General features: G+C 43.8%; 22 protein-coding genes. 15 read left to right on the top strand and 7 right to left on the bottom strand.

Annotation, left to right across the window (positions count from 1 at the left end; all coding sequences use genetic code 11):
- Window positions 1-69 precede the first annotated feature (69 nt).
- Window positions 70-1,836, bottom strand: a complete 1,767-nt coding sequence (locus tag QYB97_RS16265; protein ID WP_301167074.1) for an ABC transporter substrate-binding protein — start codon at window positions 1,834-1,836, stop codon at window positions 70-72.
- A 115-nt stretch (window positions 1,837-1,951) separates the two neighbouring features.
- On the opposite strand from QYB97_RS16265, the gene QYB97_RS16270 reads away from it, so the two are divergent.
- A complete protein-coding gene (locus QYB97_RS16270; protein ID WP_301167075.1) occupies window positions 1,952-3,220 on the top strand; it encodes an MDR family MFS transporter in 1,269 nt (422 codons plus the stop codon).
- Window positions 3,221-3,227: 7 nt separating this feature from the next.
- On the opposite strand, the gene QYB97_RS16275 is transcribed toward QYB97_RS16270, so the two are convergent.
- On the bottom strand, window positions 3,228-3,830 hold the full coding sequence (locus QYB97_RS16275) for a flavin reductase family protein (RefSeq protein WP_301167076.1): 603 nt from the start codon (window positions 3,828-3,830) through the stop codon (window positions 3,228-3,230).
- A 90-nt stretch (window positions 3,831-3,920) separates the two neighbouring features.
- Here QYB97_RS16275 and QYB97_RS16280 point away from each other — a divergent pair, with 90 nt between their 5' ends.
- From QYB97_RS16280 to QYB97_RS16300, 5 genes are all read left to right on the top strand, one after another.
- Window positions 3,921-4,622 (top strand): ArsR/SmtB family transcription factor, encoded by a 702-nt coding sequence (locus QYB97_RS16280; RefSeq protein ID WP_301167077.1) that lies wholly within the window; start codon window positions 3,921-3,923, stop codon window positions 4,620-4,622.
- A 1-nt stretch (window position 4,623) separates the two neighbouring features.
- Entirely contained in the window at window positions 4,624-5,004 is a 381-nt protein-coding gene (locus QYB97_RS16285) for an MmcQ/YjbR family DNA-binding protein (RefSeq protein ID WP_301167078.1), read from the top strand.
- Between the two features lie 23 nt (window positions 5,005-5,027).
- Entirely contained in the window at window positions 5,028-6,401 is a 1,374-nt protein-coding gene (locus QYB97_RS16290) for a dipeptidase (RefSeq protein WP_301167079.1), read from the top strand.
- 551 nt (window positions 6,402-6,952) lie between these two features.
- Entirely contained in the window at window positions 6,953-7,315 is a 363-nt protein-coding gene (locus QYB97_RS16295) for an avidin-fold protein (protein WP_301167080.1), read from the top strand.
- A 106-nt stretch (window positions 7,316-7,421) separates the two neighbouring features.
- Window positions 7,422-7,982 carry a DUF4825 domain-containing protein gene (locus QYB97_RS16300; protein WP_301167081.1) on the top strand — a complete coding sequence of 187 codons (561 nt, stop codon included), beginning with the start codon at window positions 7,422-7,424 and terminating at the stop codon, window positions 7,980-7,982.
- Window positions 7,983-8,020: 38 nt separating this feature from the next.
- Here the strand turns inward: QYB97_RS16300 and QYB97_RS16305 are convergent, their stop codons facing one another.
- Entirely contained in the window at window positions 8,021-8,221 is a 201-nt protein-coding gene (locus QYB97_RS16305) for a hypothetical protein (protein WP_301167082.1), read from the bottom strand.
- A gap of 202 nt (window positions 8,222-8,423) precedes the next feature.
- Between QYB97_RS16305 and QYB97_RS16310 the strand changes: the two genes are divergently transcribed.
- Window positions 8,424-8,987 carry a peptidoglycan-binding domain-containing protein gene (locus QYB97_RS16310; RefSeq protein WP_301167083.1) on the top strand — a complete coding sequence of 188 codons (564 nt, stop codon included), beginning with the start codon at window positions 8,424-8,426 and terminating at the stop codon, window positions 8,985-8,987.
- Between the two features lie 127 nt (window positions 8,988-9,114).
- A complete protein-coding gene (locus QYB97_RS16315; RefSeq protein WP_301167084.1) occupies window positions 9,115-10,317 on the top strand; it encodes an FtsW/RodA/SpoVE family cell cycle protein in 1,203 nt (400 codons plus the stop codon).
- A 33-nt stretch (window positions 10,318-10,350) separates the two neighbouring features.
- On the opposite strand, the gene QYB97_RS16320 is transcribed toward QYB97_RS16315, so the two are convergent.
- Window positions 10,351-10,875, bottom strand: a complete 525-nt coding sequence (locus tag QYB97_RS16320; protein ID WP_301167085.1) for a DUF2179 domain-containing protein — start codon at window positions 10,873-10,875, stop codon at window positions 10,351-10,353.
- A 251-nt stretch (window positions 10,876-11,126) separates the two neighbouring features.
- Between QYB97_RS16320 and QYB97_RS16325 the strand changes: the two genes are divergently transcribed.
- Window positions 11,127-11,615: a VanZ family protein gene (locus QYB97_RS16325; RefSeq protein WP_301167086.1), complete on the top strand. Its 489-nt coding sequence runs from the start codon at window positions 11,127-11,129 to the stop codon at window positions 11,613-11,615.
- 230 nt (window positions 11,616-11,845) lie between these two features.
- Window positions 11,846-11,971, top strand: coding sequence for a DUF3789 domain-containing protein (locus tag QYB97_RS16330; RefSeq protein ID WP_301167087.1), 126 nt, complete (start codon window positions 11,846-11,848; stop codon window positions 11,969-11,971).
- Between the two features lie 27 nt (window positions 11,972-11,998).
- On the opposite strand, the gene QYB97_RS16335 is transcribed toward QYB97_RS16330, so the two are convergent.
- Together QYB97_RS16335 and QYB97_RS16340 are read right to left on the bottom strand one after the other, a co-directional pair.
- Entirely contained in the window at window positions 11,999-12,433 is a 435-nt protein-coding gene (locus QYB97_RS16335) for a hypothetical protein (RefSeq protein ID WP_301167088.1), read from the bottom strand.
- A 50-nt stretch (window positions 12,434-12,483) separates the two neighbouring features.
- Window positions 12,484-13,194, bottom strand: coding sequence for a L,D-transpeptidase family protein (locus QYB97_RS16340; RefSeq protein ID WP_301167089.1), 711 nt, complete (start codon window positions 13,192-13,194; stop codon window positions 12,484-12,486).
- A 283-nt stretch (window positions 13,195-13,477) separates the two neighbouring features.
- Between QYB97_RS16340 and QYB97_RS16345 the strand changes: the two genes are divergently transcribed.
- The 5 genes from QYB97_RS16345 to rfbD all read left to right on the top strand — a co-directional run bounded on the left by QYB97_RS16345 (window position 13,478) and on the right by rfbD (window position 18,596).
- The gene (locus tag QYB97_RS16345; RefSeq protein WP_301167090.1) at window positions 13,478-15,097 is read left to right on the top strand and encodes a M14 family metallopeptidase; all 1,620 of its coding nucleotides are present in this window, start codon (window positions 13,478-13,480) and stop codon (window positions 15,095-15,097) included.
- A 211-nt stretch (window positions 15,098-15,308) separates the two neighbouring features.
- Window positions 15,309-16,202 carry a glucose-1-phosphate thymidylyltransferase RfbA gene (gene rfbA, locus QYB97_RS16350; RefSeq protein WP_301167091.1) on the top strand — a complete coding sequence of 298 codons (894 nt, stop codon included), beginning with the start codon at window positions 15,309-15,311 and terminating at the stop codon, window positions 16,200-16,202.
- Window positions 16,203-16,207: 5 nt separating this feature from the next.
- Window positions 16,208-16,756: a dTDP-4-dehydrorhamnose 3,5-epimerase gene (gene rfbC, locus QYB97_RS16355; protein ID WP_425589818.1), complete on the top strand. Its 549-nt coding sequence runs from the start codon at window positions 16,208-16,210 to the stop codon at window positions 16,754-16,756.
- A 6-nt stretch (window positions 16,757-16,762) separates the two neighbouring features.
- Complete coding sequence (gene rfbB / locus QYB97_RS16360) at window positions 16,763-17,749, top strand: dTDP-glucose 4,6-dehydratase (RefSeq protein WP_301167093.1); 987 nt, start codon at window positions 16,763-16,765, stop codon at window positions 17,747-17,749.
- Window position 17,750: 1 nt separating this feature from the next.
- Window positions 17,751-18,596, top strand: coding sequence for a dTDP-4-dehydrorhamnose reductase (gene rfbD / locus QYB97_RS16365; RefSeq protein ID WP_301167094.1), 846 nt, complete (start codon window positions 17,751-17,753; stop codon window positions 18,594-18,596).
- 270 nt (window positions 18,597-18,866) lie between these two features.
- On the opposite strand, the gene QYB97_RS16370 is transcribed toward rfbD, so the two are convergent.
- Window positions 18,867-22,751 carry a bifunctional 2',3'-cyclic-nucleotide 2'-phosphodiesterase/3'-nucleotidase gene (locus QYB97_RS16370; protein ID WP_301167095.1) on the bottom strand — a complete coding sequence of 1,295 codons (3,885 nt, stop codon included), beginning with the start codon at window positions 22,749-22,751 and terminating at the stop codon, window positions 18,867-18,869.
- Window positions 22,752-22,918 lie beyond the last annotated feature (167 nt).

The following is a 22,918-nucleotide window of genomic DNA, read 5'->3' on the forward strand; positions in this document are numbered from 1 at the left end:
TTTAGCTGCCTAGGCTTTTATTAAACTGTCTATTTTTAAGGGTATAGTTCAACGAAGGGTTGGTCTTTTTTATGTCGTTTTGTTGATCTCGGGCTTCACCCACAGCGTTCTAAAATCAGCCCAACCAAAATCGTTCAGATGGACCCCCTTCAGTAAAGCAGGATAGTTCCACTCCTTGGCAATGTGATATAAATGAAGAAGGATTTTTTCATTAAATAAATAGGTTTCAATACTGTCGATAATTTCTTCTCTTGTATCATAGCTCTCTTCCTGCAGGAACTGCTCGAGGTAATGATCAAGAATTCCAAGTTGCTCAGAAGTTAAGAGAGAGCGCATGCTCCGTTCACCTTTTAAAAAGGAAAGGAAGCCATATTGTGCATCCCGTTCAAGCACTTCGCCCTTTGAGATCATTTCTCCATCAAGCTCTTCGGAATCCAGGAGCGAATAGGGTACCGGATTGACGTAAATTCCAGCCTCCCGAAACCGATTCTGAATCCATTTTGCCTCCCGAAGTCCTTCATTCGTGTAGTTCTGATAGTTGAACGTAAGAACCTTCCCGTTGTATGTGCTTTTATTCAATAATGAACGGGCACGAGACAGTGAGGATGGGGAGAAGGCGGATTGCTCGCTGCGCTCTGGCCAAAAGCTGCTGGCCGGGCTGCTGCGCCGGCCGCCGAGGTCAGAAATGAGCTGGCTGGGATCAATCAGTTCATGGATGGCCTGGCGGAAATAAAGGTCATGATGAGGTCCTTCCCTTTGGAAGTTAAAGACAATATAACGGGAACCTGTATTGTTGACTTTCATATAACGGTTCTTGGTTGTTCCGCTTCCGGGCAATTCATAATCGACGATCCGGTCATAATCCAGCTCCACAAACCAAAGCTCGACACGGTCAAGAAGCGGACGTCCGTTAAAATGGTCATCAAAGGCTTCCAGCACAAAGACACGATCGTTATACTCCGTTACTTTAAATGGACCTGTTCCAATCAGTTCTCTCCCTGTGACGAGGGGGACGTCCTGAGGAAGAATTGCCGCGTTGTAGGAACTGAGATAATGAAGAAAGAACACATTCGGCCGCTTTAGCATTATGGTTACTCCGTATTCATGAAAAGCTTCGATCGATTGTATTTCAGAAAAAAGGTGGCGGAACGGTGATTGGACAGCAGGGTCCTTTAACCGCTCCAGCGTGTATTTGACATCCTGTGAAGTGAGGTTTCTTCCATGGTGGAATCTTACGCTTTTCCTCAGGAAAAATGTCCATTTGGTATATTCCGAATTCACTTCCCAGTGATGGGCAAGGTGAGGCTCGAAGGCTCCGGTGGCCGAATTATAGTTGTTCAGTGTATCAAAGATCTGGCGGACAAAATGAGCTTCCGCTGCTGTATACGAAAAGGCAGGATCCAGGGCCGCGAGAGGCCGTCTCATCGGGATCTTGAGCAAGTCCATGGAACTCGACACGGTTTGCTTCACCTGAAGGCCAAAGTTGTTCTGCATTCGCATTTGCAGTTTTTGAGCGAGGTACTCCGGCAACAGGGGACGTTTAATAAACTCTGCGGCTTCTGCAATCTGGTTTTTGGCGAGAAGCTTTGAAAAATAAGCTTCTGCTGCTTCTTCCAGATCATAATGAAAAAGCACTTTGGAACGGTTGCCCCGCCCTTTGCCGGGAACCCAGGTGATCCATTTTTCTTCGCTCATCCGCTTTAACAGCAGGTTGACGTTCCGTTTCGTGCAATAGAACAAGGATTCCAGCTGGCTGACAGTGACTTCTGCGGGTCGGTCATCTTTAAGGTTGGGATGCTGAAGATGAAGAGTAATATAGTAATCAAGGATTTCCATGCTGGTTCTCTCCCTAAAAGGTGAAATTCTTTTTTGAATTTTACACTTTTTCTTCCCCTTTTACTAGAGGAAAATAAATAGCAGATAAAGGGTTTGGTAAAAGGAGGGAACTGCAATGTTTAAGGATTTGCACCCAAATATCAAAATCAGGATCATTACCTCGTTCATGACCCGTGTGGTGGGAACCATGATCTTTCCGTTCATGGCGATTTACCTCTCGGATAAACTCGGCCAGGCGCTGGCAGGGATTATCCTTTTAATCAACGTGTTCGTCTCCATTCTGGTCGGTTTTTATGGTGGATATGTCGCAGACCGGATCGGCAGGAAAAAGGTGATGGTGATCGGGCAGCTGATTACTGTCATAGCCTTCATGTTCATGACTGCCGCCAATTCACCATGGTATGACTCCGCATGGATTACCTCGTTCATGATGCTCATCCAAAGCATCAGCTCAGGATTGATGAACCCGGCAGCAGAAGCAATGCTGATTGACGTCAGTACGAAGGAAAACCGAAAATTTATGTACAGCATCAATTATTGGGCGGTCAATCTGTCCATCGCACTCGGATCTATTGTCGGCGGCTTTCTGTTCAAGTCTCACCGGTTCGAATTGTTTATCGCCATTACCGCGGTAAGCGCCGTTACATTTTATCTTGTAGCTTATGTTATGAAGGAGTCTTTCACCCAGACGGTTTTTGTTTCTGAAAAGATCAATGTTTTTAAGGGCATGGCAGCCAGTTACAAAACGGTGATGAAGGACCAATTGTTTTTATGGTTCTGTATCGCTTCAACCTTGATCGTGGGGATAGAGTTCCAAATGGGTAATTACATCTCTGTCCGGCTGGAGGAAGAGTATGTATCACACAGTGTATCGCTGGGCGATATGTTCACGTATCACCTTGACGGATTACGGATGATCAGCTGGCTGCGGACTTTCAATACGGTACTTATCGTTTTAGGCACCATATGGGTGACCAGGTGGATGCGAAAGTATTCTGACCATAAAGTGATTTATACGGGTTTTTGGCTGTATACCGCAGGCTATGCGGTACTTGGATACAGCAACTCTGCCATCCTGCTGGTGCTTTGTATTTTCGTGGCGACCATCGGTGAACTCATGTATGTGCCGGTTAAACAATCGATTATGGCTGATATCGTGAATGATGATGCACGAAGTTCCTACATGGCTGTACAGGGACTGACCTTTCAGGTGGCGAAAATTCTCGGTGCCGCCGGGATTACGATTGGCGCCTTCGTTCCTTCATGGGGAATGGCGCTTGCCTATCTCGTATCTGGCATGCTGGGAATCTATTGCTTTACTAAGGTCACCGGTCCATTGAACAAAAGTCAGAAGAAGGCAGCGGAAAAAGCAGCTGCCATCTAGCAAGATATCAGGTTTCTGAACGGTAGGTTTTGCCGAGCTCTTTTCCAAGGCCAAAGTAGTGCCGGAAATTATAGATTAATGGATTCCATCTGGCTGGGTCTACATGGTTTTCTCCACTTGTTATGTTTGAATGGGCATGCACATGAACGGATTCCGTTTCTACGATAGCAAAGAAGGGTGCGTACTCCGGAATGCGAATGTGTTTTACTTTGGCTTCGATCTGCATGGGACATTCTAAAATTCGATCAGGTTTAACGCAGATGGATGGAAGTGCTGAAAAGCCACCAACACCAAACTTGTCTTTTTTATAAGTAAAACCTAATTTCTGTTTAAAATCCGGGACTGGATCAATTCCGGTAAAAGGAGCAAGCATTTCGACCTGCTTCCAGAGAGAGGCATCAGGAAGGTTTAAGACACATTCAGGAGTGCGCTTAAGATTTTCAATCGCTTTTCCGCCAAGTCCAATTCCCATAACAATACTGTTTCCAAGTGCCCATGAGGATGAAATGGGGCTGATGTTGGTGGTAAGGTCTTCATTTACAGTAGTGAGAAGGATAACAGGAGTACCATAGTAGAGTATTTTTGGTGTAAGGGTTTGAATATTTTTCATCAGTTTTGCTCCTTTATGATTTGTCTTTATTGTAGAGCAGGAATTCTTCGATGTTCATCGAAGTATGGATGCAAGGGAGGCGATGACCAAATGGTAAAATCGAATGTGGCTGAAATTGCATCGATTATAAGTGAATCTTCACGTGCGGCAATCCTCACCGTCCTCATGGATGGCAGATTTCACACAGCCAGTGAACTTGCTTCAATGGCTGGAATAAAACCGCAAACGGCAAGCTTTCACCTGTCTAAAATGCAAGAAGCGGGCATCATTGCCCAACAAAAACAGGGGAGGCACCGTTATTACGGCATTGTTAACAACGAGGTCGCCAATGTAATGGAATCCCTTCTTTTTCTTGCTCCGCCTGTAAAAATCAGTTCACTTAAGCAGTCCACACAGGATAAGGCGATAAGATATGCAAGAACTTGTTACGACCACCTTGCGGGAAAAGCGGGAGTTACAGTGACAGATGCTTTGCTGAAAGCCGGTTATCTTAAGGATGAGCAGGAAACCTTTTTAGTTACCGAAAGAGGCATTTCTTTTTTTAATGAGCTGGGAATTGATCTTGAAAAAACAGGTAAGAAACGCCGCTCTTTCTCTATGCGGTGTTTGGATTGGAGTGAACGGCGCCATCATTTGGCCGGGTCACTAGGGAATGCTTTGTTGGAACGGTTTATAGAGCTTGGCTGGATGCTGCGTGTTCCACAGAACAGAGCAGTAAAAATTACGGAAGAGGGAATAACAGGATTCATGAGAACATTTGGAATTGATCTTTCATTGGAGGAGGAACGATAAAATGTCCGTCCATAAAAAGGTGGTATCCGAGTCAGGACTAAGAATGCTGAAAAACGTCCGTGAAATCTGTATCGTTTTGCCCGAAACGCTGGAGCATATTGATGGCTTTGGCCATACTTCTTTCCGGGTGAGGGACAAACCCTTCGTCATTATGGGAGAAAATGAACAGGGAACCTCACTGGCGATAAAGACACTGCACGAAACACAGGAAATCCTTTTGCAGGAGGAGCGTTTCTTCCGGCCGGCCTATATCGGCCAGCATGGATGGACCGCTATATACCATTCAGAAGAGTTCAACTGGAGTGAAATGAAAAGCCTTATTTTTGAAGCCTATTGCCGAACAGCGCCCAAACGGCTGATAAACATGGTACATGATCATTAAATGAAGGAAAGGGAGTACATAACATGAATTTAAAAATAGAAGATTATCTGGTGTGCAACAGAGAAATCCATTTGAGCCAATTGACCGATTTTTTGGCCATCCCGAGTATTTCCACACTGCCTGAACATAAGGGTGATATTGAAGAAGCGGCGGAATGGATGGCCGGTTCTTTGAAAAGGTTAGGAATGAATAACGTTAACGTTTATGAAACGAAAGGGCATCCCGTCGTCTATGGCGATTGGTTGAAAGCGGAAGGCAAGCCAACCGTACTGATTTACGGCCATTATGATGTTCAGCCTGTAGATCCTGTGGAACTCTGGCACAGCCCGCCTTTCTCTGCGGAAATACGTGATGAAAAGATCTATGCCCGAGGAGCAAGTGATGATAAAGGGCAGACCTTTATGCATTTAAAAGCATTGGAAGCCATCCTTGAAACGACCGGCACATTGCCGCTTAACTTCAAGTTTTGTATTGAGGGAGAAGAAGAAATGGGGAGCCCGAATCTCCCGGCGTTTGCGGAAGAGCATAAAGACCTGTTAGCAGCAGACCTTGTGGTTGTCTCTGATACCGGAATGATTGAAAAAGGAAAGCCATCAATCACTTACGGATTAAGGGGCTTATGCGGACTTCAAATCGATGTCAGGGGCCCGAAAGGCGATATCCATTCCGGTCTCTACGGCGGGGGTGTACAAAATCCGATACACGCCCTTGTAAAAATTGTGGATTCATTCCGCAGTGAGGAAGGCAGCATACTGGTTGAAGGCTTTTACGACGATGTTTTAACAGCAACCGAGCAGGAAAAAGAGGAGTTTACCTCATTGGCATTCAATGAGGAGGGGGTAAAACAGGAACTTGAAGTCAATGAGCTGGCTGGCGAGGAAGGGTATTCCTATCTTGAACAGACATGGACACGGCCGACACTTGAAGTGAACGGCATTTATGGCGGCTATCAGGGCGGGGGACTGAAAACCGTATTGCCTTCCGCTGCACACGCAAAGATTTCGTGCCGCCTGGTGCCGAATCAGGATCCAGGGAAAATTGTGGAGCTTCTCAAGCAGCATATTACAAAGCATCTTCCTGCTGGTGTGGATGTGGAATTAACGCCATTTGACCAGGGTCATCCTTTTCTCACACCCATTGATCACCCTTATATTCAAGCTGCCGGAGCTTCCTATGAAAAGGTATATGATGTCAAAACCTCCTACATTAGAAGCGGCGGTTCTATTCCGATTGTAGCGACTTTTAAACAATTGTTTAATTTGCCGGTTGTTTTAATGGGATTCGGCCTGCCAAGTGAAAATTTCCACGCGCCAAATGAGCACTTTCATTTAGAAAACTTTGATAAGGGATTGCGCGTGCTGTGCCAATACTGGAGCGATCTGGCCGAAATGAAATAATAACATTTTGTAGTGCCCTGCTGTTTACACAGCAGGGTTTTTTTGTGCGGCAGATGTACAGGCAGTGTAAACTAAACGGAATAGTTTAGTAGCAGGAGGTGACAGTTGCGAAGAATAACAGGTGTAATTGCTCGGGGAGCAAACCCCAGGATCGTCGTAAACCCATTAACGTGATCACATTCGGACAACAGAAAGGAAGCTGCAAAGGCTGTTCAAGCTCAAATAAGCCGGTACAGTTTTCGTAAATGCGATAGATTATTTCTTGATGTCGAATATTTTCCGGGAAATATGCGGGCATATGTCGTTTATCTCTATGAAATGGCGGATAAACATAAGTACAGGCGATAAGAAAATAGAAGTAGACAATTCCCGCACGTTAATCTGACAAGGATTTTTATAGAAGTGTCATAATCTAAGTACAAGCGATTTATCCATTAAAATTTGCGGTTAGAAAATGTAACGGATTTCTATTTTTTATAGCCATAATTCCGTATAGTTGCATAAAGATAAGTACTACAAGCCTGAGAATAAAAGGAGAGGCGTGTAAACCAATGGCGACCTATCACAATAAAAAGTTTGTGTCAGTGCCGGTACACGATGCGGATTCACCTATTTTTTTCACCTGCATTCAGGAAGGGTTCATTGTACGTGCCACTTATACAGGAGAAGAGATCCAATGCGGAAGGTTTGTCGGTATGATCAACCAGCACGGAGAACTGCATTTTACGTACCATCATGTTAATCACAAAAATGAACTGAGGAGCGGCGAGGGAAGGCTGTTTTCTGAACGTCTTTCTGATGGCACCCTTAAATTATCAGGAAGCTGGCATGGGAAAAATGGCTGGTCCAAGGAAAAAATGCTGTGTTATTCTCTTGTCAGCCAAACCGCAAGAAAACTTAAAACGAGTGTTTAACGAAATACCCACGGTGCATGTGCACCGTTTTCTTTTTGTTCGTCAAAACCCACTGGGAATGTATGGTATCTTGAAAGGGGGCATACATATAAAAAGGAGGGAGCAGATGGGGAAAAAGGGAATAGAACTGTTCATCATCGTAGTACTGCTGATACTTTCCGGTTGTTCAAACGGAAACGAGCCTAAGATTAAGACCATAGATCAAGTGAATACGGAGGTTCTCAGGAAAAATGCAGGTACGTATGTCGGTGATTCTTCAAAGGATTTGGAAATCATCAGAAACCTTGCTGGAGGAGATACGTTAAAGACCTTGGATCTCACAACCCAAACGATGAAAATAACTTATGGCCATAAGAAGGATGGGGCATTGACAGAGGAAGAGATTAATGAGTACTGGTTTAACGGTAAAGACAGGGCGTTCAAGAATTTTTATTTTAACGCCATGTACATGACACTGCTTATCCCCAATGCAAAAGGCTTCAGCTTTCAGGAAAATGAATCACATCTAACCATTTCACGGGGGAAAATTGTGTCTGTTATGTCCAGGCAATTTACCGACTTTCCCAAGGGTGAAAAGAGCTGGGACAAAAAAGCTGTGTCACACTTTTTGAAAACCAATGAATCAGAAATAAAAGAAATGGCAGTTCATTATAAAAAGTTCTTTTAGAAAAGGAAGAGAAAGCCTTCGATGGCCTTCTCTTCCTTTTATCTGAAGATATCGTATGAAACAGTACCGCTTTTGATGGTGAGTGATTTCAACTTTTGGTTGGCTTCCGGATTCGCTTTCAATTCGCTCATAAACTTATCATATGCTTCCTGCACCGAGGAGACAGTATATACAGCCCGCTGTCGTTTGTTCTCAGTTGCAGCCTCTACTAGAAAGAGCTCAAAGGTATCTTTGTTCAACAATCGCACCCCCATAATGTTATGTTTATAACATTCTTCAACGCTTTCCAGACTCCTGCATGTTACGGAAAAGTAAAATATCTATTAAAAAGGAATTAGTGGGTATTATTTCCTGTTTTGAGAGTAATAGGTTTCACAGCTGTGCTGTTAGGTAACTGGTAGAAGGAACGCTATTTCAAAATAGAAATGGGAGGTCGATGAATTGAATGTAAAGAAAACGTTTATCTGTTTAACGGCAGCTGGAGCTTTGGCTATGCAAGGAGTGGTGCCCCTTGCCGCCCATGCTGAAACGCCACAGAAATCCGAAGTTATTCAGCAAGGAAAACCATATCCCGGCCATTTAATTAAGAGGGGAGACAGCGGCAAAGACGTTCGGACGGTTCAAAACCAGCTCAATAAAAAAGGATTCCCGATCTATGTGGATGGTATCTTTGGGAAAATGACAGAGAAAAAAGTAAAAATGTTTCAGGCCCGTTCCGCACTTGCAATTGATGGAATCGTCGGAAAGAAAACATGGACGGTACTCAATATAGATATCTTTCCGTATCCAGGCCATCTCATCAAACAGGGAGATAAAGGAGAGGATGTGAAACGGATTCAGGCCCGGCTGAACGAAGCGGAAATTAACGTTTCCATTGACGGCATGTTCGGTTCAAAAACAAAAATGGCTGTGGAGGAATTCCAGAAGAAATTTGGTCTGCAGGCGGATGGTATTGTAGGACCCGAAACGTGGGATATCTTGTTTAATTACGCGGATAATATTTAAAAATAGTAAAACAGCTAGACAGCGTCTCGAACGCTGTCTTTTTTTTGTTTCATTCAACAGATTTTGTCGCACACTTTTTCAACAGGAGGGTTCCAGTATATAGTAAAATATAATCGGGTGATAGATTATGCTAAAAAAACTATTAAGAAATGTAGATTACAGTCTGGTTATTGCCACCGTTGGACTGGCTGTCTTTGGCTTGATTATGATCTACAGCAGCAGTTATTGGATAGCCTTCCATTATGATCTTGAAGCTGGCTTTTTTTTCAAACGGCAGCTGATTTTTATTCTCGCAGGCATGCTCGTCTTTTGCTTTGCGTTAATCTTTCCGTATAAAGCGTACATGAAACTGACTAAACCGTTAATTTTGGTGACCATCTCTTTGCTGGTTCTGGTGTTCTTTTTAGGAAAAGTAGTAAACAACGCGCAGTCGTGGATCAGCCTCGGAGGCTTTAACCTGCAGCCGGCTGAAGTGGCCAAATTGGCGATTATTATCTATCTGTCTTCTGCTCTTGCAAAAAAACAGTCGTATATCTCTGATTTTAACCGGGCGGTAGCGCCTCCGTTAATTGTCGTCGCCTTGATTGCGGGACTTATTCTTATACAGCCTGATTTTGGGTCCATGCTGATTCTGGTATCAATAGGCGCATGCATCCTGATTTGTGCAAAGCTGCGTTTTCGGCATCTGATGTTTCTTTCTTTATCTTCCATTGTGTTAATGGCTGCATTTTTTATGTTTGGTGCCAGCAATGAACAGGTTTCCCGTTTTAAGGGGGCCTATGCACCGTTTGAGCATCAGAAGGAAGGGTATCAGCTGATCAATTCATATGTCGCCATTTCCGCAGGCGGTATGGATGGTGTCGGTCTTGGCAATGGGATTACGAAATATGGATATTTACCAGAGGGACAAACAGACTTCATTATTGCCAATGTCTCGGAAGAGTTCGGGTTTACCGGTGTCCTGGCCGCCCTTATCGGATTGTTTTATATTGTTGTCAGAGGGTTTATTATCGGTTTGAGGAGCAAGGACACGTTTGGCCGTCTTCTGGCCTTTGGGATCTCAAGTATGATTGGTGTACAGTCCTTCATTAATCTGGGGGCGGCCACAGGGCTGCTTCCGGTGACCGGTGTTCCGCTTCCTTTCCTGAGCTACGGAGGATCTTCGCTTCTTGTTTTAATGTTTTCGATGGGGGTTCTGACCAATGTATCAGCTTTTGTGAACATGAAAAAGAAGTCGGCAGATGAAGAGGCGGTTCCAGTGGCCAAACACGTAAACTATTCATCTTCCAGTACGGTTGTTTCCTTTCAAAAAAAGAAACCCGCTCACTAAAAAGAGGCACAGCCCCAGGCTGTGCCTCTTTTTTTATCTTTGCTTCTTTCTCATGCTTTTTGTTAAATATCCGCCTTTAAAGCTACGGATCTCAAACGAGACCAGAAAGGCTTTTGGCGCCAGTTCATTCACAATTTGCAGAAGTTCTCTTTCCCTGCTGCGCTTGGAAAGTACGTCAAGCCGGAAGCGGGCATTGTCTTCTCGTCCCTCACCCTGGTACACTGTCACACCAAATCCTTCTTCACGGAGACGGTTGACCAGTTTTTCAGAACGGTCCAGCAAATTTATTTGATGGGTAACATACCCGATGGCCAATTTATTTTCCAGTACGCCGCCAAGCCTTAAGCCGGCCCCGAAGCCAAGCGCATAAGCGACAATGTTCCAAACGTTCGACATATCCTGAAACACGATACCGAGTGAAAGCACATTGATCGCTGCTTCTACTATTCCAATCACACTGGCCTTTCGTGTTTCTCCTTTAACAAGAAGTATGGTACGGAGAGTCACGATTGGGAGAAGGGATAACTGCATGAGAAAGATTATTAAAGGCTGCCACATGTGGATGTCCTCCTTCTATCGTTGATTTCTCGTGACAGTGTAACACAGCCTTGTATCATTTCCTATTATTGAGTCTGTGTTTCGTTCTTTTTCTTCTAATTGCCACGTATTTTTGTATATATTTAACCTTAATGATGAGCAGCAAAACGCTATATAAAAATGAAAACGCTGTCAAAATAAAAATAATACAAAGACTACTCATATCATAGTAGAATTGTAAAAGAATTCTATTGTGAAAGTCTGGTGTTTGGATGAAACAGTTCACTTGGTATTGGCTTCCTGTCCTGCTTGTTGCAGGCGGCATATTTTATTCGTCGGCCACTCCTTATAAACAACAGGATATGAGGCCAACTCTCTCTCGATTTTTAAATCATGAAAAGCTGGCTGGCTTTTTCTCCTCGGTATCCTTTCAGTACGCGGGCAGTGAAGTCAGTGTAGATGCGCTGGGCGCGGCAGGTTTTGTAGAGTTTTTTATCCGCAAAGCTGCTCATTTCTCTGTGTATTTTTTACTTGCATTTTTGCTTTTCAGGGCACTTCGTTTTTATTTCTCAAAAGGAAAAACAGTGTTGTTTTCCTTTGTTTTCACAGTGGCCTATGCCGCATCTGATGAAATTCATCAGCATTTTACGTCCGGCCGTTCTCCCCATGTGGAGGATGTAATGATTGATGCTTGCGGGGGAGCAGCGGGCATCCTGATTGCTTTGCTGCTATACAGAAGGTATTTCAGAAGGAACACGTAACAAGGCCAGATAATCTGTCCCCGGTCAGAAAGAAAAAACTCCCGGTATTGGGAGTTTTTTTGCGTGATTTGCTTTTTCTTGTCGTGCTATTCAAGAGTTGATCCATGATCTTCGACAGTCTTTTAACCGGCGACGCTTTATGATAGAAGGTGTAGCTTGTCCAATCAACCCTAAAGTTAACGTGTAAAGACGAAAACTATAGAAAAGATGGTATTGGAGGAGGGTCAATAATGCTTATGTTTATCGCTGGATGCTTTGTCGGCTCAATCCTGACCGTGTTTATCATGAGTTTGATGTTTGTATCCAAACGTTCAGATGAAATTAGCGATAGACAGCACAGGGACAAAGAAGAATAAAAAGGTGCACTGCACCTTTTATTCTCACTATTGGGCCTGCTGTCTTTTCTTGATCTCTTTTAAAGCTACCAGTTTCAATGCTTTCATTTCTTTGGGAGACAGCTTCTCCTCTAACGTTGTTTCCATTTCCTTTCTTTCCTCAGGGGAGACACCATCCAGTGCTTTATTTTTCATTTCTTTCAGCTGATCCAGCCCCACCTTGTTGATCACTGTTTTCATGGCTTTTTCCTTGGTGTGAAACGGCAGGTCCTTTTCCTTTGCAAGCGAATCCAGATCTTTTCCATCCTCGACGTATTGTTCAATATCAGGATCATCCATCAATTTGTCGATATCCTTGCTGTCCACAATTTGCGTTGAAACCTCATTTACCAGCTTATTGGCTCCATAAGTCACCAGAGCTTTATAGCCGAAGTACCCAATGCCGCCAATTAACAGGACAAACACAAGTACCCACTTCATCATAAAAATTGCCCCCAGGCTTTTTTAGTTAGACCCCGTGCTTTTTATAGTTCTCAGTACATTTCCTTCATTTGCTTTACGGTCCCCTGGATAAATACCGGTTTTTTTGCAGGATCCATCCATCGAAGCAGCTTCAGCACGTTGTCTTTGGAAGTAGCCGTACAGCCCGCCGTTGGTTTGTCGGAGGCTCTCCATACATGAAAGAAAATGGCGCTTCCGTCACCTTTAACGATGGGGTCCATATTATATTCAATCACTGCACCATAATGGTACAAAGGCTCCAGCTGCATTCTTTCAAATGACTTCCAGCGTTTGTTCGGATCTCCTTTATAAACAATCCATTTGTTGTAGTCCTTGGACGTTACATCGTCCACCCAATAGTCGTATTGATCGGTTTTCGTATACTTGAGGTTGATTCCTGAAGGTTTCTTGACCGTTCCAAAGCTTTGCCCGATATCATAGATACCGGCAGGAGATTTGCCGTCACCTTCTTTTTTGGCAGGGCTGATTCCGTTTTTGCCGATGACAGCCGGCATGGAATATTTCTTGACCCATTTTTTCTTCACATATTCATATGCAGTAATTTTTCCTGTGAATTCATCCGCTTTGTCTGCTGTGACAAAGACCGCTTGTTTTGCTTTCTTTTCTTTATAGACCTTATTGAGAAGTTTCTTTTGGTGAGAAGGGATGGAACTTGCGTAAGCCGGTGTAACGACACTGAAGACGAGAATACCTAAAACGAGAAAACTGAGAAATTTTTTCATGATTCAATCCTTTCCTTACCGTTTTTCTTTTATTATACAATTTCTTCTAGAGCAAGAAAGCGTGTGCACTGTTTTTAAGCATAAGAACCTAGTAATCTTGCAGAGAATGTGTATTTTTTACTAGAAGAAAAAACAGAGTCAGAATGGCGTGTATGACTTGTAAAAACAGACGGTGCCCTTTATTTAACAAAAAGATACGCAATTCTTCATATGTTCTGAATTCAGGGCAAAACGTATAATTAGAGAGTTAGGGAGAAAACAACGAATTTATAGGGGGAAAAAGATGAAAAAAGCGATTTGGTCTCTAGTATTGGCCTTTGTTGTCGGCTTGTCTGCCTTCAGCTTTACACCGTCAGCTTCAGCAGCCAGCTATGTGGATCCCATTCAGACGTATACATACTCGGAGATGACCACAGATATGAAGCAACTGGCAAAAGCGTATCCAGGTTTGGTGCAGTATCGTGCGCTTGGCACAACCAAATATGGAAGAACAATCTGGGCAATTAAGCTTGGAAAAGGGGATGCCACCGTCTTTTATAATGCGTCCCATCATGCCAGAGAGTGGATTACAACCAACATTGCCATGGAAATGGTAGATGCCTATGCGGACGCATATAAGAAAAATATTACTTATGAAGGCTATAATGTTCGCAGTCTATTAAACGATGTGTCGATCTGGATTGTGCCGATGGTCAATCCTGATGGAGTGACACTTCAGCAGTCCGGTCTTAAGGAGTTTCCAAAATCCTCACACAGCGGGCTGATTAAAATGAACAAGGGAAGCACCAACTTCAAGAGATGGAAATCCAATGCCCAGGGCATTGATTTGAACCGCCAATATCCGGCAGGCTGGAATGAGATTCCAAGAACTGAAGCACCAAGCCCTTCTTATCAGATGTACAAAGGAACAAAGCCTCTCGAGGCACCGGAAGTGAAGCTGCTCTACAATTTCACTCCTTATGTGGATCCTGAAGTCACCATATCCTATCATACCTCAGGCCGCATACTGTATTGGCACTACCTGAATAAAAAGGAAAATTATAACCGCGATTATGCGATGGCTAAAACGTTCTCGTCCATGACAGGCTATCCATTGGTAAAACCGAATGACAGCAAAAAGGGCGGAGGATACAAAGACTGGTTCATCACCCAATATGGGCGTCCGGCCTTTACCCCAGAGCTTAGCTATCATGTCGGTGCAACCAATCCGCCGGTTTCGGTCATCAACGAAGAATGGAAACGCAACCGGAAAGCGGCATTGTTTGTGGCCAATGAAGGGAAAAAGCTGTGGGAAAAGAAGTTTACTAAAACAAGCAAAGTGATCACCACTTTCGCGCCGTTTAACTTATACGACCGTCCAGGCTCAGGCTATAAAACGAGTACAAAGCTTAAAGCTCAAAAGCTGACGGTAATCGGAACGAAGGGGAGCTATTTCAGAATCAATACGAAGGATTACGGAAAGAAGTGGATCCTGAAGGACAATTATGTTTCAGGCACCGTGACCGATTTCCATACAAGTCCAAAAAGCTTCCTGGTGAAGGAGAGCACACCGCTCTACTATTCTCCGATATTAACTAAAAAATCCACCAGCAATCTTTATCCGGGTGAAGTGAAAGCCATCAAGTCGTATGGCAGCTATTATGCGGTAAAGACGAAATTTAATTATGATTTATGGATTAAAAAGGACACCAAAATTATCGAATTCAAGCCGGCGGCAGTCAATCAGAAAATTGTTCTGAAAGCAGATGCCACACCGTTGTATTTATTGCCGCTTGATTCCAAGAAAACCGCTGCGAACCTCACACCACAGACGGTAACCGCAACGAAAAAGTGGAACAACTGGTTCTATGTTGAAGGCAGGGACAAAGACAAGAAGGCCGTTACAGGCTGGATCAAACAATAAGAAATAGCAAAAAAGGCTGCCATTTGGCAGTCTTTTTTCAATTTAAAAGCAATTGTAAACATACCCGGCCAATAAGGAACTGTACTTTTTGCAAATGGAAAACAATAAAATAATAGGAGACGCTAAAAACCAAAAAGGAACATGTTCGTCTAATTAGCGATACCTGCTAAAGAGTTTGTTAGTGGGTACGTTCCATTTGGGAGGAACAGCCATGAAGGGGATTATTTTGGCGGGTGGAAGCGGCACAAGGCTGTATCCGTTAACACGGGCGATTTCCAAGCAAATGCTGCCTGTGTACGACAAACCGATGATTTATTATCCGCTTTCCATCTTAATGCTGGCTGGCATCAAAGACATACTTATTATTTCAACACCGGAAGATACACCCCGGTTCAGACAGTTGCTCGGTGATGGGGGGGACTTAGGCATTTGCCTTTCCTATGCCATCCAAGAAAAGCCAGAAGGATTGGCACAAGCTTTTATTATCGGTGCATCATTTATTGGAAATGAATCTGTATCGCTAATCCTGGGGGATAACATTTATTATGGGCAAGGTCTGTCCAAAATGCTTCAGCGTGCGGCTTCTAAAGAAAAAGGAGCCACTGTTTTCGGTTATCATGTGCACGACCCTGAACGGTTTGGTGTGGTGGAGTTTGATGAAAACAGAAGAGCTATTTCTATTGAAGAAAAACCGGAAAAACCAAAAAGTAACTTTGCAGTGACCGGTTTGTACTTTTATGATAATCGTGTAATAGAGTTTGCCAGGCGCATTAAACCTTCTGATCGGGGAGAACTTGAAATATCGGATGTTAATAACCTGTATTTAAAGGCCGGTGAACTTCAGGTTGAAATTTTAGGCAGGGGATTCGCCTGGCTCGATACAGGGACTCACGAAAGTTTGCTTGCGGCCTCTTCATTTATTGAAATGGTAGAAAGAAGACAGCGGTTGAAAATAGCCTGTCTGGAAGAGATCGCTTTTCGTATGGGGTACATTGACAGCACCCGGGTAAAGCTTCTTGCTGAACCTCTTAAGAAAAATGAGTATGGTCAATATCTGCTTCGAATCGTTGAACAGGATAAAGAACAGAACGGGGGATCAGCTTGAACAGTATGAAGGGAAGAATGGAAGGCATTAAACTGCTGGAACCTAAATCTTTTGATGACCACCGGGGATTTTTTATGGAAAGCTATAATCAAAGTATATTTAAAGAATCAGGGATTGAAGAGGATTTTATCCAGGAGAATCATTCTTTCTCCAAGGAGGCAGGGGTACTAAGGGGGCTTCATTATCAAATTTCTCCACGTGCACAAACCAAATTAATCAGAGTAGCCAGAGGTGCGATTTATGATGTGGTCGTTGATATCCGTAAAGGATCCCCCACCTATGGTGAGTGGGACGGCTATATTCTTAGTGAACACAATAAGAGACAGCTTTATGTTCCCAAAGGGTTTGCCCATGGATTTTGCACAATAACTGAGGATACGATTGTGCTTTATAAGGTAGATGAATTTTACTCACCACGGCATGACCGGGGAATTGCCTGGGATGACAAGGAACTCTCCATCACCTGGCCAGTTACCAATCCGGTTCTTTCATCAAAAGACAGCTGCCATCCTGTATTGAAAGATGCTGAAAACAATTTTATTTGGAAGGAATGATTTCCAATGAACCTGATGGTTACAGGTGGCGCCGGATTTATCGGAAGCAATTTTGTACGTCATATCCTGACCAAGTATCCTCACTTTAAAGTCATTAATTTGGATTTGCTGACCTATGCGGGAAATATTCATAACCTGGATGACTTGCAGGATAACCCGCAGCATGTTTTTGTTGAAGGGAATATTACAGACCGTCCATTACTGGAAAATCTTATTGTGCAGCACAGCATTAATGCCATTGTGAACTTTGCGGCAGAGTCGCACGTTGACCGAAGTATTTTGAACCCTGGGATATTTATAGAAACGAACGTTCAGGGCACACTGGCGTTACTGGATAACGCACGAAAATGCAAGATTGATAAATTTGTTCAAGTCTCTACAGATGAGGTGTACGGATCCCTGGGTGACACCGGATACTTTACAGAAGAAAGTCCTATTGCTCCCAACAGCCCTTATTCAGCAAGCAAAGCTTCCGCTGATTTGCTTGTTCGTGCTTATCACGAGACCTATGGAATGAATGTGAATATTACCCGCTGTTCCAACAATTATGGTCCTTATCACTTTCCGGAAAAGCTGATTCCGTTAATGATCACAAACGGTGTGGATGGAGAAGATTTACCCATTTACGGAGACGGGAAAAATATCAGGGACTGGCTACACGTTATCGATCACTGTTCTGCAATCGATTTGGTTCTTCATCAAGGAAAGTCTGGTGAGGTTTACAATGTGGGCGGACATAATGAACGGACAAATAATGAAATCGTTCAACTGATCGTGGACGTTCTGCAACTGCCTCAAGAAAGAATCAAGTATGTGCCGGACCGATTGGGACATGACAGGAGATATGCGATTGATCCTGCCAAAATTGAGAGGGAATTGGGCTGGAAACCTCTCTACACATTTGATACAGGGATCACCGAAACCATTGAATGGTATTTAAAAAATGAAAAGTGGTGGCGGCCCTTAAAAGAGCGCGCCAAGTTGGGAAGCTAGGATGAAAATTGTGGTTACTGGTGCCAACGGCCAGGTTGGCTGTGAACTGGTTTCTTTGCTGCAACAAGAAGGGAAGCATGAGATGTTTCCTTTTAAAAGAAGTGAACTTGATGTTACTGATGGAGAAGCTGTAGCTGAAAAGATTTTCAGAATTAGCCCAGACTGGATCTTGCATTGTGCTGCTTATACCAATGTGGAGGAAGCCGAAGATACCGGTAAATTGCTGAACTGGAAGGTAAATAAAGAGGGCGCTGCCAATATTGCCAGGGCAGCGGCAGCGATTGGAGCACAGCTTATTTTTATCAGCACGGATTATGTCTTTGACGGGGAGTACAGAGGAGAATACAAACCATCAGATCCGGCAAATCCTCTCAATGAATATGGTGCTGCCAAGCTCGCAGGGGAAAAGGCTGTATTAAAGGAGTTGCCTTCTGCCCACATCATCCGCACCTCCTGGGTATTCGGCAAGCATGGCAAAAACTTTGTGTATACGATGCTGAAACTGGCGAAAAAGATGGACACATTGAAGGTGGTTGATGACCAGCTGGGGCGCCCGACTTATGCGGTGGATCTGGCTGCATTTATGCTTTATATTATGGACCAAAACATAGCAGGCGGCATCTATCACTTTGCGAATAAGGGCCAGGCTACCTGGTATGACTTTGCACAAGCCATATTGAAGGATGAACAGGTAAGGATTATTCCCGTTGATTCCAGCCAATTTGTCCAGAAAGCAGCAAGGCCGAAATGTTCCCTGCTGTCACTGGATAAGGTTAAAGTTACAGGATTTGCCATTCCTTCCTGGCAAGACGCACTGCAGCGGTTTTTGGACACTATGGAACAATAAAAAAAGGGGTTTCCAAATAGGTATCTTTGAAAGCTCTTGAAAGCGTTACTTTCCGTTCCAGGTCGCTCGCTTCCCCTGCAGGACAAGGAATGCTTCGGCAGCGATGCATCGCACGAAGAAAATGTGTTCTTCATTTTCGAGGAGTCTCGCACCCTCCACTCCAAGTAACCTTACAATGAAGATGATTACCCAATTCTTTGCTGCAAATGAAAAAGGAGCTGCCAGTAGTCATTTTACTGACTTCCTGGACAGCTCTTTTATGCATATTGCTTATTGTTTTGCCACATCAACGATGCGGTCTTCATCTTTTGGATCTACTGTTTTCAGTTTCGCGACATAGTCCCGAAGATTTTCCCAGTCGGCAAAGCCAAGATCAGTTACACGGCCAGCCTCGTAGGCCTTTTTGAACACTGGATAGTTGTCGCCGCCTTTTGCTGTAAAAGCATTGGTTGCTACAACATATTCCTTCGCTGGATCAAGTGCTGTATATTGACCAGGTGTTTCTTCTACTTCAGCAGAAACGATACGCGCTCCGGCCGGTTTTGAGCTGTCGAACTTAATTTTCATACCAGACATGTGCAGGAATGCACCGCTTTCGTTTGGTACCTGGTCCACACTGTGCTCAAGCGCCTGCAGGATTTCTGCTCCGGTCAGATTCATCGTAGCCAGTGTGTTGCCAAAAGGAAGAGTGGTCAGCACTTCGCCAAGTGTAATGTCACCTGCATTGATTTCTGAACGGATTCCGCCTCCGTTTTGAAGGGCAATCACTGTTTTTGAATTAAATTGCTTGGCTTTATCAAGCATTCCGTCTGTAATAAGGTTCCCAAGCGGTGTTTCGTTGCTTCGTACGCTTGGTCCGCCATTGGAAGAACGGGGGTTTTCCAATGCGTTGACCGCTGTTGCACCTGTAGATGTGTTCTTTAGTTCTTCGATTTTTGAAGAATAGGTTTTAAGAAGATTTGCTGCCTCAGGATCTTCCTGCTGATCAGCCACTTTAATCAGTTTGCCGTCTTCCTTCACTACTTTTCCGTTTTTATCGAAATCAACGTCAAGTGTTCCGAGGAAATCGCTGTATTGGTAGGCTTGAACGATAACGGTTGGATCTTTGTCTTTTCCGTTTTCATCAGAAGATATAACAACAGGCTGATCAAGCTGGGTATGGCTGTGTCCGCCAACAATGACATCAATTCCGTCTACCTGTTTGGCAAGCTCAAGGTCATTATCATACGCGGGATTATCATCATACCCGATGTGGGTTACAGCGACGATCTTGTTGATGCCGCGGTCTTCAAATCCTTTTACCGCTTTTTCGGCTTCTTCTTTATAGTTTTTAAATACTACAGCTTCCGGGCTTGAGATATCCTTTGTTTCTTCGGTTGTTAATCCGAAAATCCCCACTTTTTCTCCATCTACTTCTTTTACAATGCCAGTGTAGATGTTTCCGTTTTTCGGAGAAGAGGTAATTTCATTGGACTGAAGACCGTCAAACAGGCTGTCTTTCGAAAAGTCCACGTTCGCACTGACGAAAGGGAAGCCGGCTTTTTTTATAAAATCGGATAGAGCTTTGTGGCCATCCGGGCTTGCGCCAAGATCAAATTCATGGTTGCCGAATGTCATCACATCATATTTTGCAAGATTCATAAAATCAAGGTCTGCTTGTCCTTTAAATTCGTTAAAGTAAAGCGTTCCGGAAAATACATCTCCCGCATCAATCAGCAAAGAGCTTGGCTTTTGTGCACGCACATTTTTGATGGCGGTAATGCGTTTGGCCACGTTATCAAGATGAGCGTGTGTATCGTTTGTATGCATGATGGATAAGGTAAAGTCTTCTGACTCACTGCCTTTCAGGTCATACTTGTAAATGCCGAAGCCTTTGTCATCCGTTTTTCCAGTATAGGAAATTTTGCTTTCAGGCGTTAAGTACTTTGCACCGTTTGGTGAAGAGGTAAACGTAACGTTGGCATCTCCCTGGATAGGTGCAATGGACCAGTTGTTATCGGCTGTAGGCGTAATTTCTTTCTGTTCTGTGATGTAGTCCATCAGGATCTGGCGGTTTTCATCTGCGGAATCCACGACATATTCTGCGCCCTTGATGCCTGGGAAGTTCCCGCCGCCGGAAGCACGATAATTGTTAGTGACAACAATAAATTCCTGATCCGGGTCAATCGGCTGTCCATTGTATTCAAGATTCTTGATCCGGCTGGAATCAGTTGCTTTTGCGCCTTTAACATCATAGCGGGCCGGCTTTGTTACATCAATTTGATACGTTACCCCATCAATGACATCAAAGTTGTAAACAGGGAAATTGTCATTTAACAGCGCTTGTTCTCCTGATTTGCCAGGATCAATGGTATTGAACTTGCCGGCTGACATTTCAAGCCACTCTTTCACATCAGATCCTTTGATTTTAATGGCTTTCAGCGTGTTATCGTATAAATACAAATCAGCAGCACTGCGGATGGTCAGGTCGCCTTTTTTAATTTCCGTGTATTCGTCGACGCCATTTCGTCCTGCTTTAAATGGAGCGCCAACCGACAGAACCGGTAAATCCTTGTATTGCGGTTTGTTGGTTTTGATGTAGTTTTCAACATACCATTTTTGGGCATTAGTAACGACCTGGACCGATGGGTCATCTTTCACCAGCGCAAAATAGCTGTAAATATCGTCTGTCGTTTTGCCGATTGGTGTGTTGACATACTTCACAGTGGCATCAACGTCTTTTTTAACCGCATCCACGATTTTAGCGTCTTCAGGTGCTTTATAGCCTGTCGCTTTATCGTAGATGGCTTTTGTGGAGGATTGCGTATTGTAAATCTTCCATTTGTCCTTTACTTTTTGAAGGTTGAGGTCAATGATTCCGAGGTTGCTTCCGCCGTAACCGGCTTGAACCGCAGGAACACCATTGATCGTTCCTTTTGCGTTGTCGACACCAGGAAGAACGTTTCCTTGTGCGTCCTTAAACAATGGATCAAGTGACTTTTCGTCCGCTGCCGGGAACACTTTATGGGTGTGTGAAAAGGTGATGGCATCGATTTCTTTCACTTTGCTCAGTGAGTAGATAACATCCTCCTGGTTTTTGGTATCGCCATTGAACCCGGAGTGCGTCATAGCAATGATGATATCCGCGCCCTCTCTTTTCATTTGCGGCACAAAGCGTTTTGCAGTTTCAATGATTCCCCGCGTCATCACTTTTCCTTCAAGGTTGTTTTTATCCCAATCCATGATTTGCGGTGTCACGAGACCGAGATAGCCGATTTTGAGCGTGGTTTTCTTGCCATTCTGATCAACCACTTTTTTCTTTACAATTTTGTAAGGTGTAAACTTGTTTTTATTGTTGTATGGATTATCGTCCTTATCGAGCTTAAAGACGTTGGCGTTAACATAAGGGAAGTTTGCACCTTTAATGGCATTCTGCAGGTAGTCCAATCCATAGTTGAATTCATGGTTGCCAAATGTGGCCATGTCATAGCCCATCTGGTTCATAGCCTTATAGACCGGGTGGATTTCTCCTTTTTTCAAAGGATCGATTTTGGCTTTATATGTTCCAAGCGGTGTTCCCTGAATCAAGTCCCCATTGTCTACGAGAACACTGTTTTTAACTTCTTTGCGTGCTTGTTTTACAAGTGTGGCTGTCTTGGATAAACCAAGGACATCGGAAGGTGCGGCCTTATAATAATCATAGGCTACAAGATTTGTATGAATATCGGTAGTTTCCATGATCCGAAGATTGGTAGGCGATGTGGAAACCGGTGTTGCGAGGTTCTTGCCAAAATTGCTGGTATCGCCGTTGTAATTCTTTACGACAAACACCTGGACCCAGTAGGATGGGTTTTTGGAATTGAAGTGTGCTGAAAACTCGGAGCTCTTCTTGATGTCGGTTTCAACAGCTGCTTGTGATACAGGCTTTTTGCCTTTCATCAGCTGGAAAACAACTGCTTCTTTGCCAGGGTTTCCGTTTTTTGGAGTAACGGTGACAGAAGCATTTGTACCGTTGGAGAAATCCACATATGGAGCGGATAATTTAAATGGTTCTTTTGTAGCAGTTTTTTTGGCTGGTTTTGCTTCGGCAAACGTCGGGTTTGCCAATTGCGAGGAAACAAGCCCGATGGCGAGTGATGAGGCCAGTAATTTCTTGAAAGTTCCAGTAAATGACATAGATTCACAGCCTTTCCGTATTTTGCACTGCCCAAATAATATATCACGAAAGTCCCGGAAATTTGTAGAGTTTTTTCAATTATTTCGAAGAATGGGAATAGGACAAAAGTTTGTCTGTAAATCAAAATCTGGGGACGTGTATCTATTTCGACATAAGGAAACCGTGC

This window comes from Fictibacillus fluitans (genome assembly GCF_030418125.1).
GTDB lineage: Bacteria > Bacillota > Bacilli > Bacillales > Fictibacillaceae > Fictibacillus_C > Fictibacillus_C fluitans.

Excerpts from the sequence above, each read along its gene's own strand:
- QYB97_RS16270 (WP_301167075.1), top strand. The coding sequence starts at position 1,952 with ATGTTTAAGGATTTGCACCCAAATATCAAAATCAGGATCATTACCTCG.
- QYB97_RS16320 (WP_301167085.1), bottom strand. The coding sequence starts at position 10,875 with ATGTGGCAGCCTTTAATAATCTTTCTCATGCAGTTATCCCTTCTCCCA.
- QYB97_RS16330 (WP_301167087.1), top strand. The coding sequence starts at position 11,846 with ATGCTTATGTTTATCGCTGGATGCTTTGTCGGCTCAATCCTGACCGTG.
- QYB97_RS16265 (WP_301167074.1), bottom strand. The coding sequence starts at position 1,836 with ATGGAAATCCTTGATTACTATATTACTCTTCATCTTCAGCATCCCAAC.
- QYB97_RS16340 (WP_301167089.1), bottom strand. The coding sequence starts at position 13,194 with ATGAAAAAATTTCTCAGTTTTCTCGTTTTAGGTATTCTCGTCTTCAGT.
- QYB97_RS16280 (WP_301167077.1), top strand. The coding sequence starts at position 3,921 with ATGGTAAAATCGAATGTGGCTGAAATTGCATCGATTATAAGTGAATCT.
- QYB97_RS16370 (WP_301167095.1), bottom strand. The coding sequence starts at position 22,751 with ATGTCATTTACTGGAACTTTCAAGAAATTACTGGCCTCATCACTCGCC.
- QYB97_RS16335 (WP_301167088.1), bottom strand. The coding sequence starts at position 12,433 with ATGATGAAGTGGGTACTTGTGTTTGTCCTGTTAATTGGCGGCATTGGG.
- QYB97_RS16345 (WP_301167090.1), top strand. The coding sequence starts at position 13,478 with ATGAAAAAAGCGATTTGGTCTCTAGTATTGGCCTTTGTTGTCGGCTTG.
- QYB97_RS16315 (WP_301167084.1), top strand. The coding sequence starts at position 9,115 with ATGCTAAAAAAACTATTAAGAAATGTAGATTACAGTCTGGTTATTGCC.
- rfbB (WP_301167093.1), top strand. The coding sequence starts at position 16,763 with ATGAACCTGATGGTTACAGGTGGCGCCGGATTTATCGGAAGCAATTTT.
- rfbD (WP_301167094.1), top strand. The coding sequence starts at position 17,751 with ATGAAAATTGTGGTTACTGGTGCCAACGGCCAGGTTGGCTGTGAACTG.
- QYB97_RS16290 (WP_301167079.1), top strand. The coding sequence starts at position 5,028 with ATGAATTTAAAAATAGAAGATTATCTGGTGTGCAACAGAGAAATCCAT.
- QYB97_RS16300 (WP_301167081.1), top strand. The coding sequence starts at position 7,422 with ATGGGGAAAAAGGGAATAGAACTGTTCATCATCGTAGTACTGCTGATA.
- QYB97_RS16285 (WP_301167078.1), top strand. The coding sequence starts at position 4,624 with ATGTCCGTCCATAAAAAGGTGGTATCCGAGTCAGGACTAAGAATGCTG.
- QYB97_RS16275 (WP_301167076.1), bottom strand. The coding sequence starts at position 3,830 with ATGAAAAATATTCAAACCCTTACACCAAAAATACTCTACTATGGTACT.
- rfbC (WP_425589818.1), top strand. The coding sequence starts at position 16,208 with ATGAAGGGAAGAATGGAAGGCATTAAACTGCTGGAACCTAAATCTTTT.
- QYB97_RS16295 (WP_301167080.1), top strand. The coding sequence starts at position 6,953 with ATGGCGACCTATCACAATAAAAAGTTTGTGTCAGTGCCGGTACACGAT.
- rfbA (WP_301167091.1), top strand. The coding sequence starts at position 15,309 with ATGAAGGGGATTATTTTGGCGGGTGGAAGCGGCACAAGGCTGTATCCG.
- QYB97_RS16325 (WP_301167086.1), top strand. The coding sequence starts at position 11,127 with ATGAAACAGTTCACTTGGTATTGGCTTCCTGTCCTGCTTGTTGCAGGC.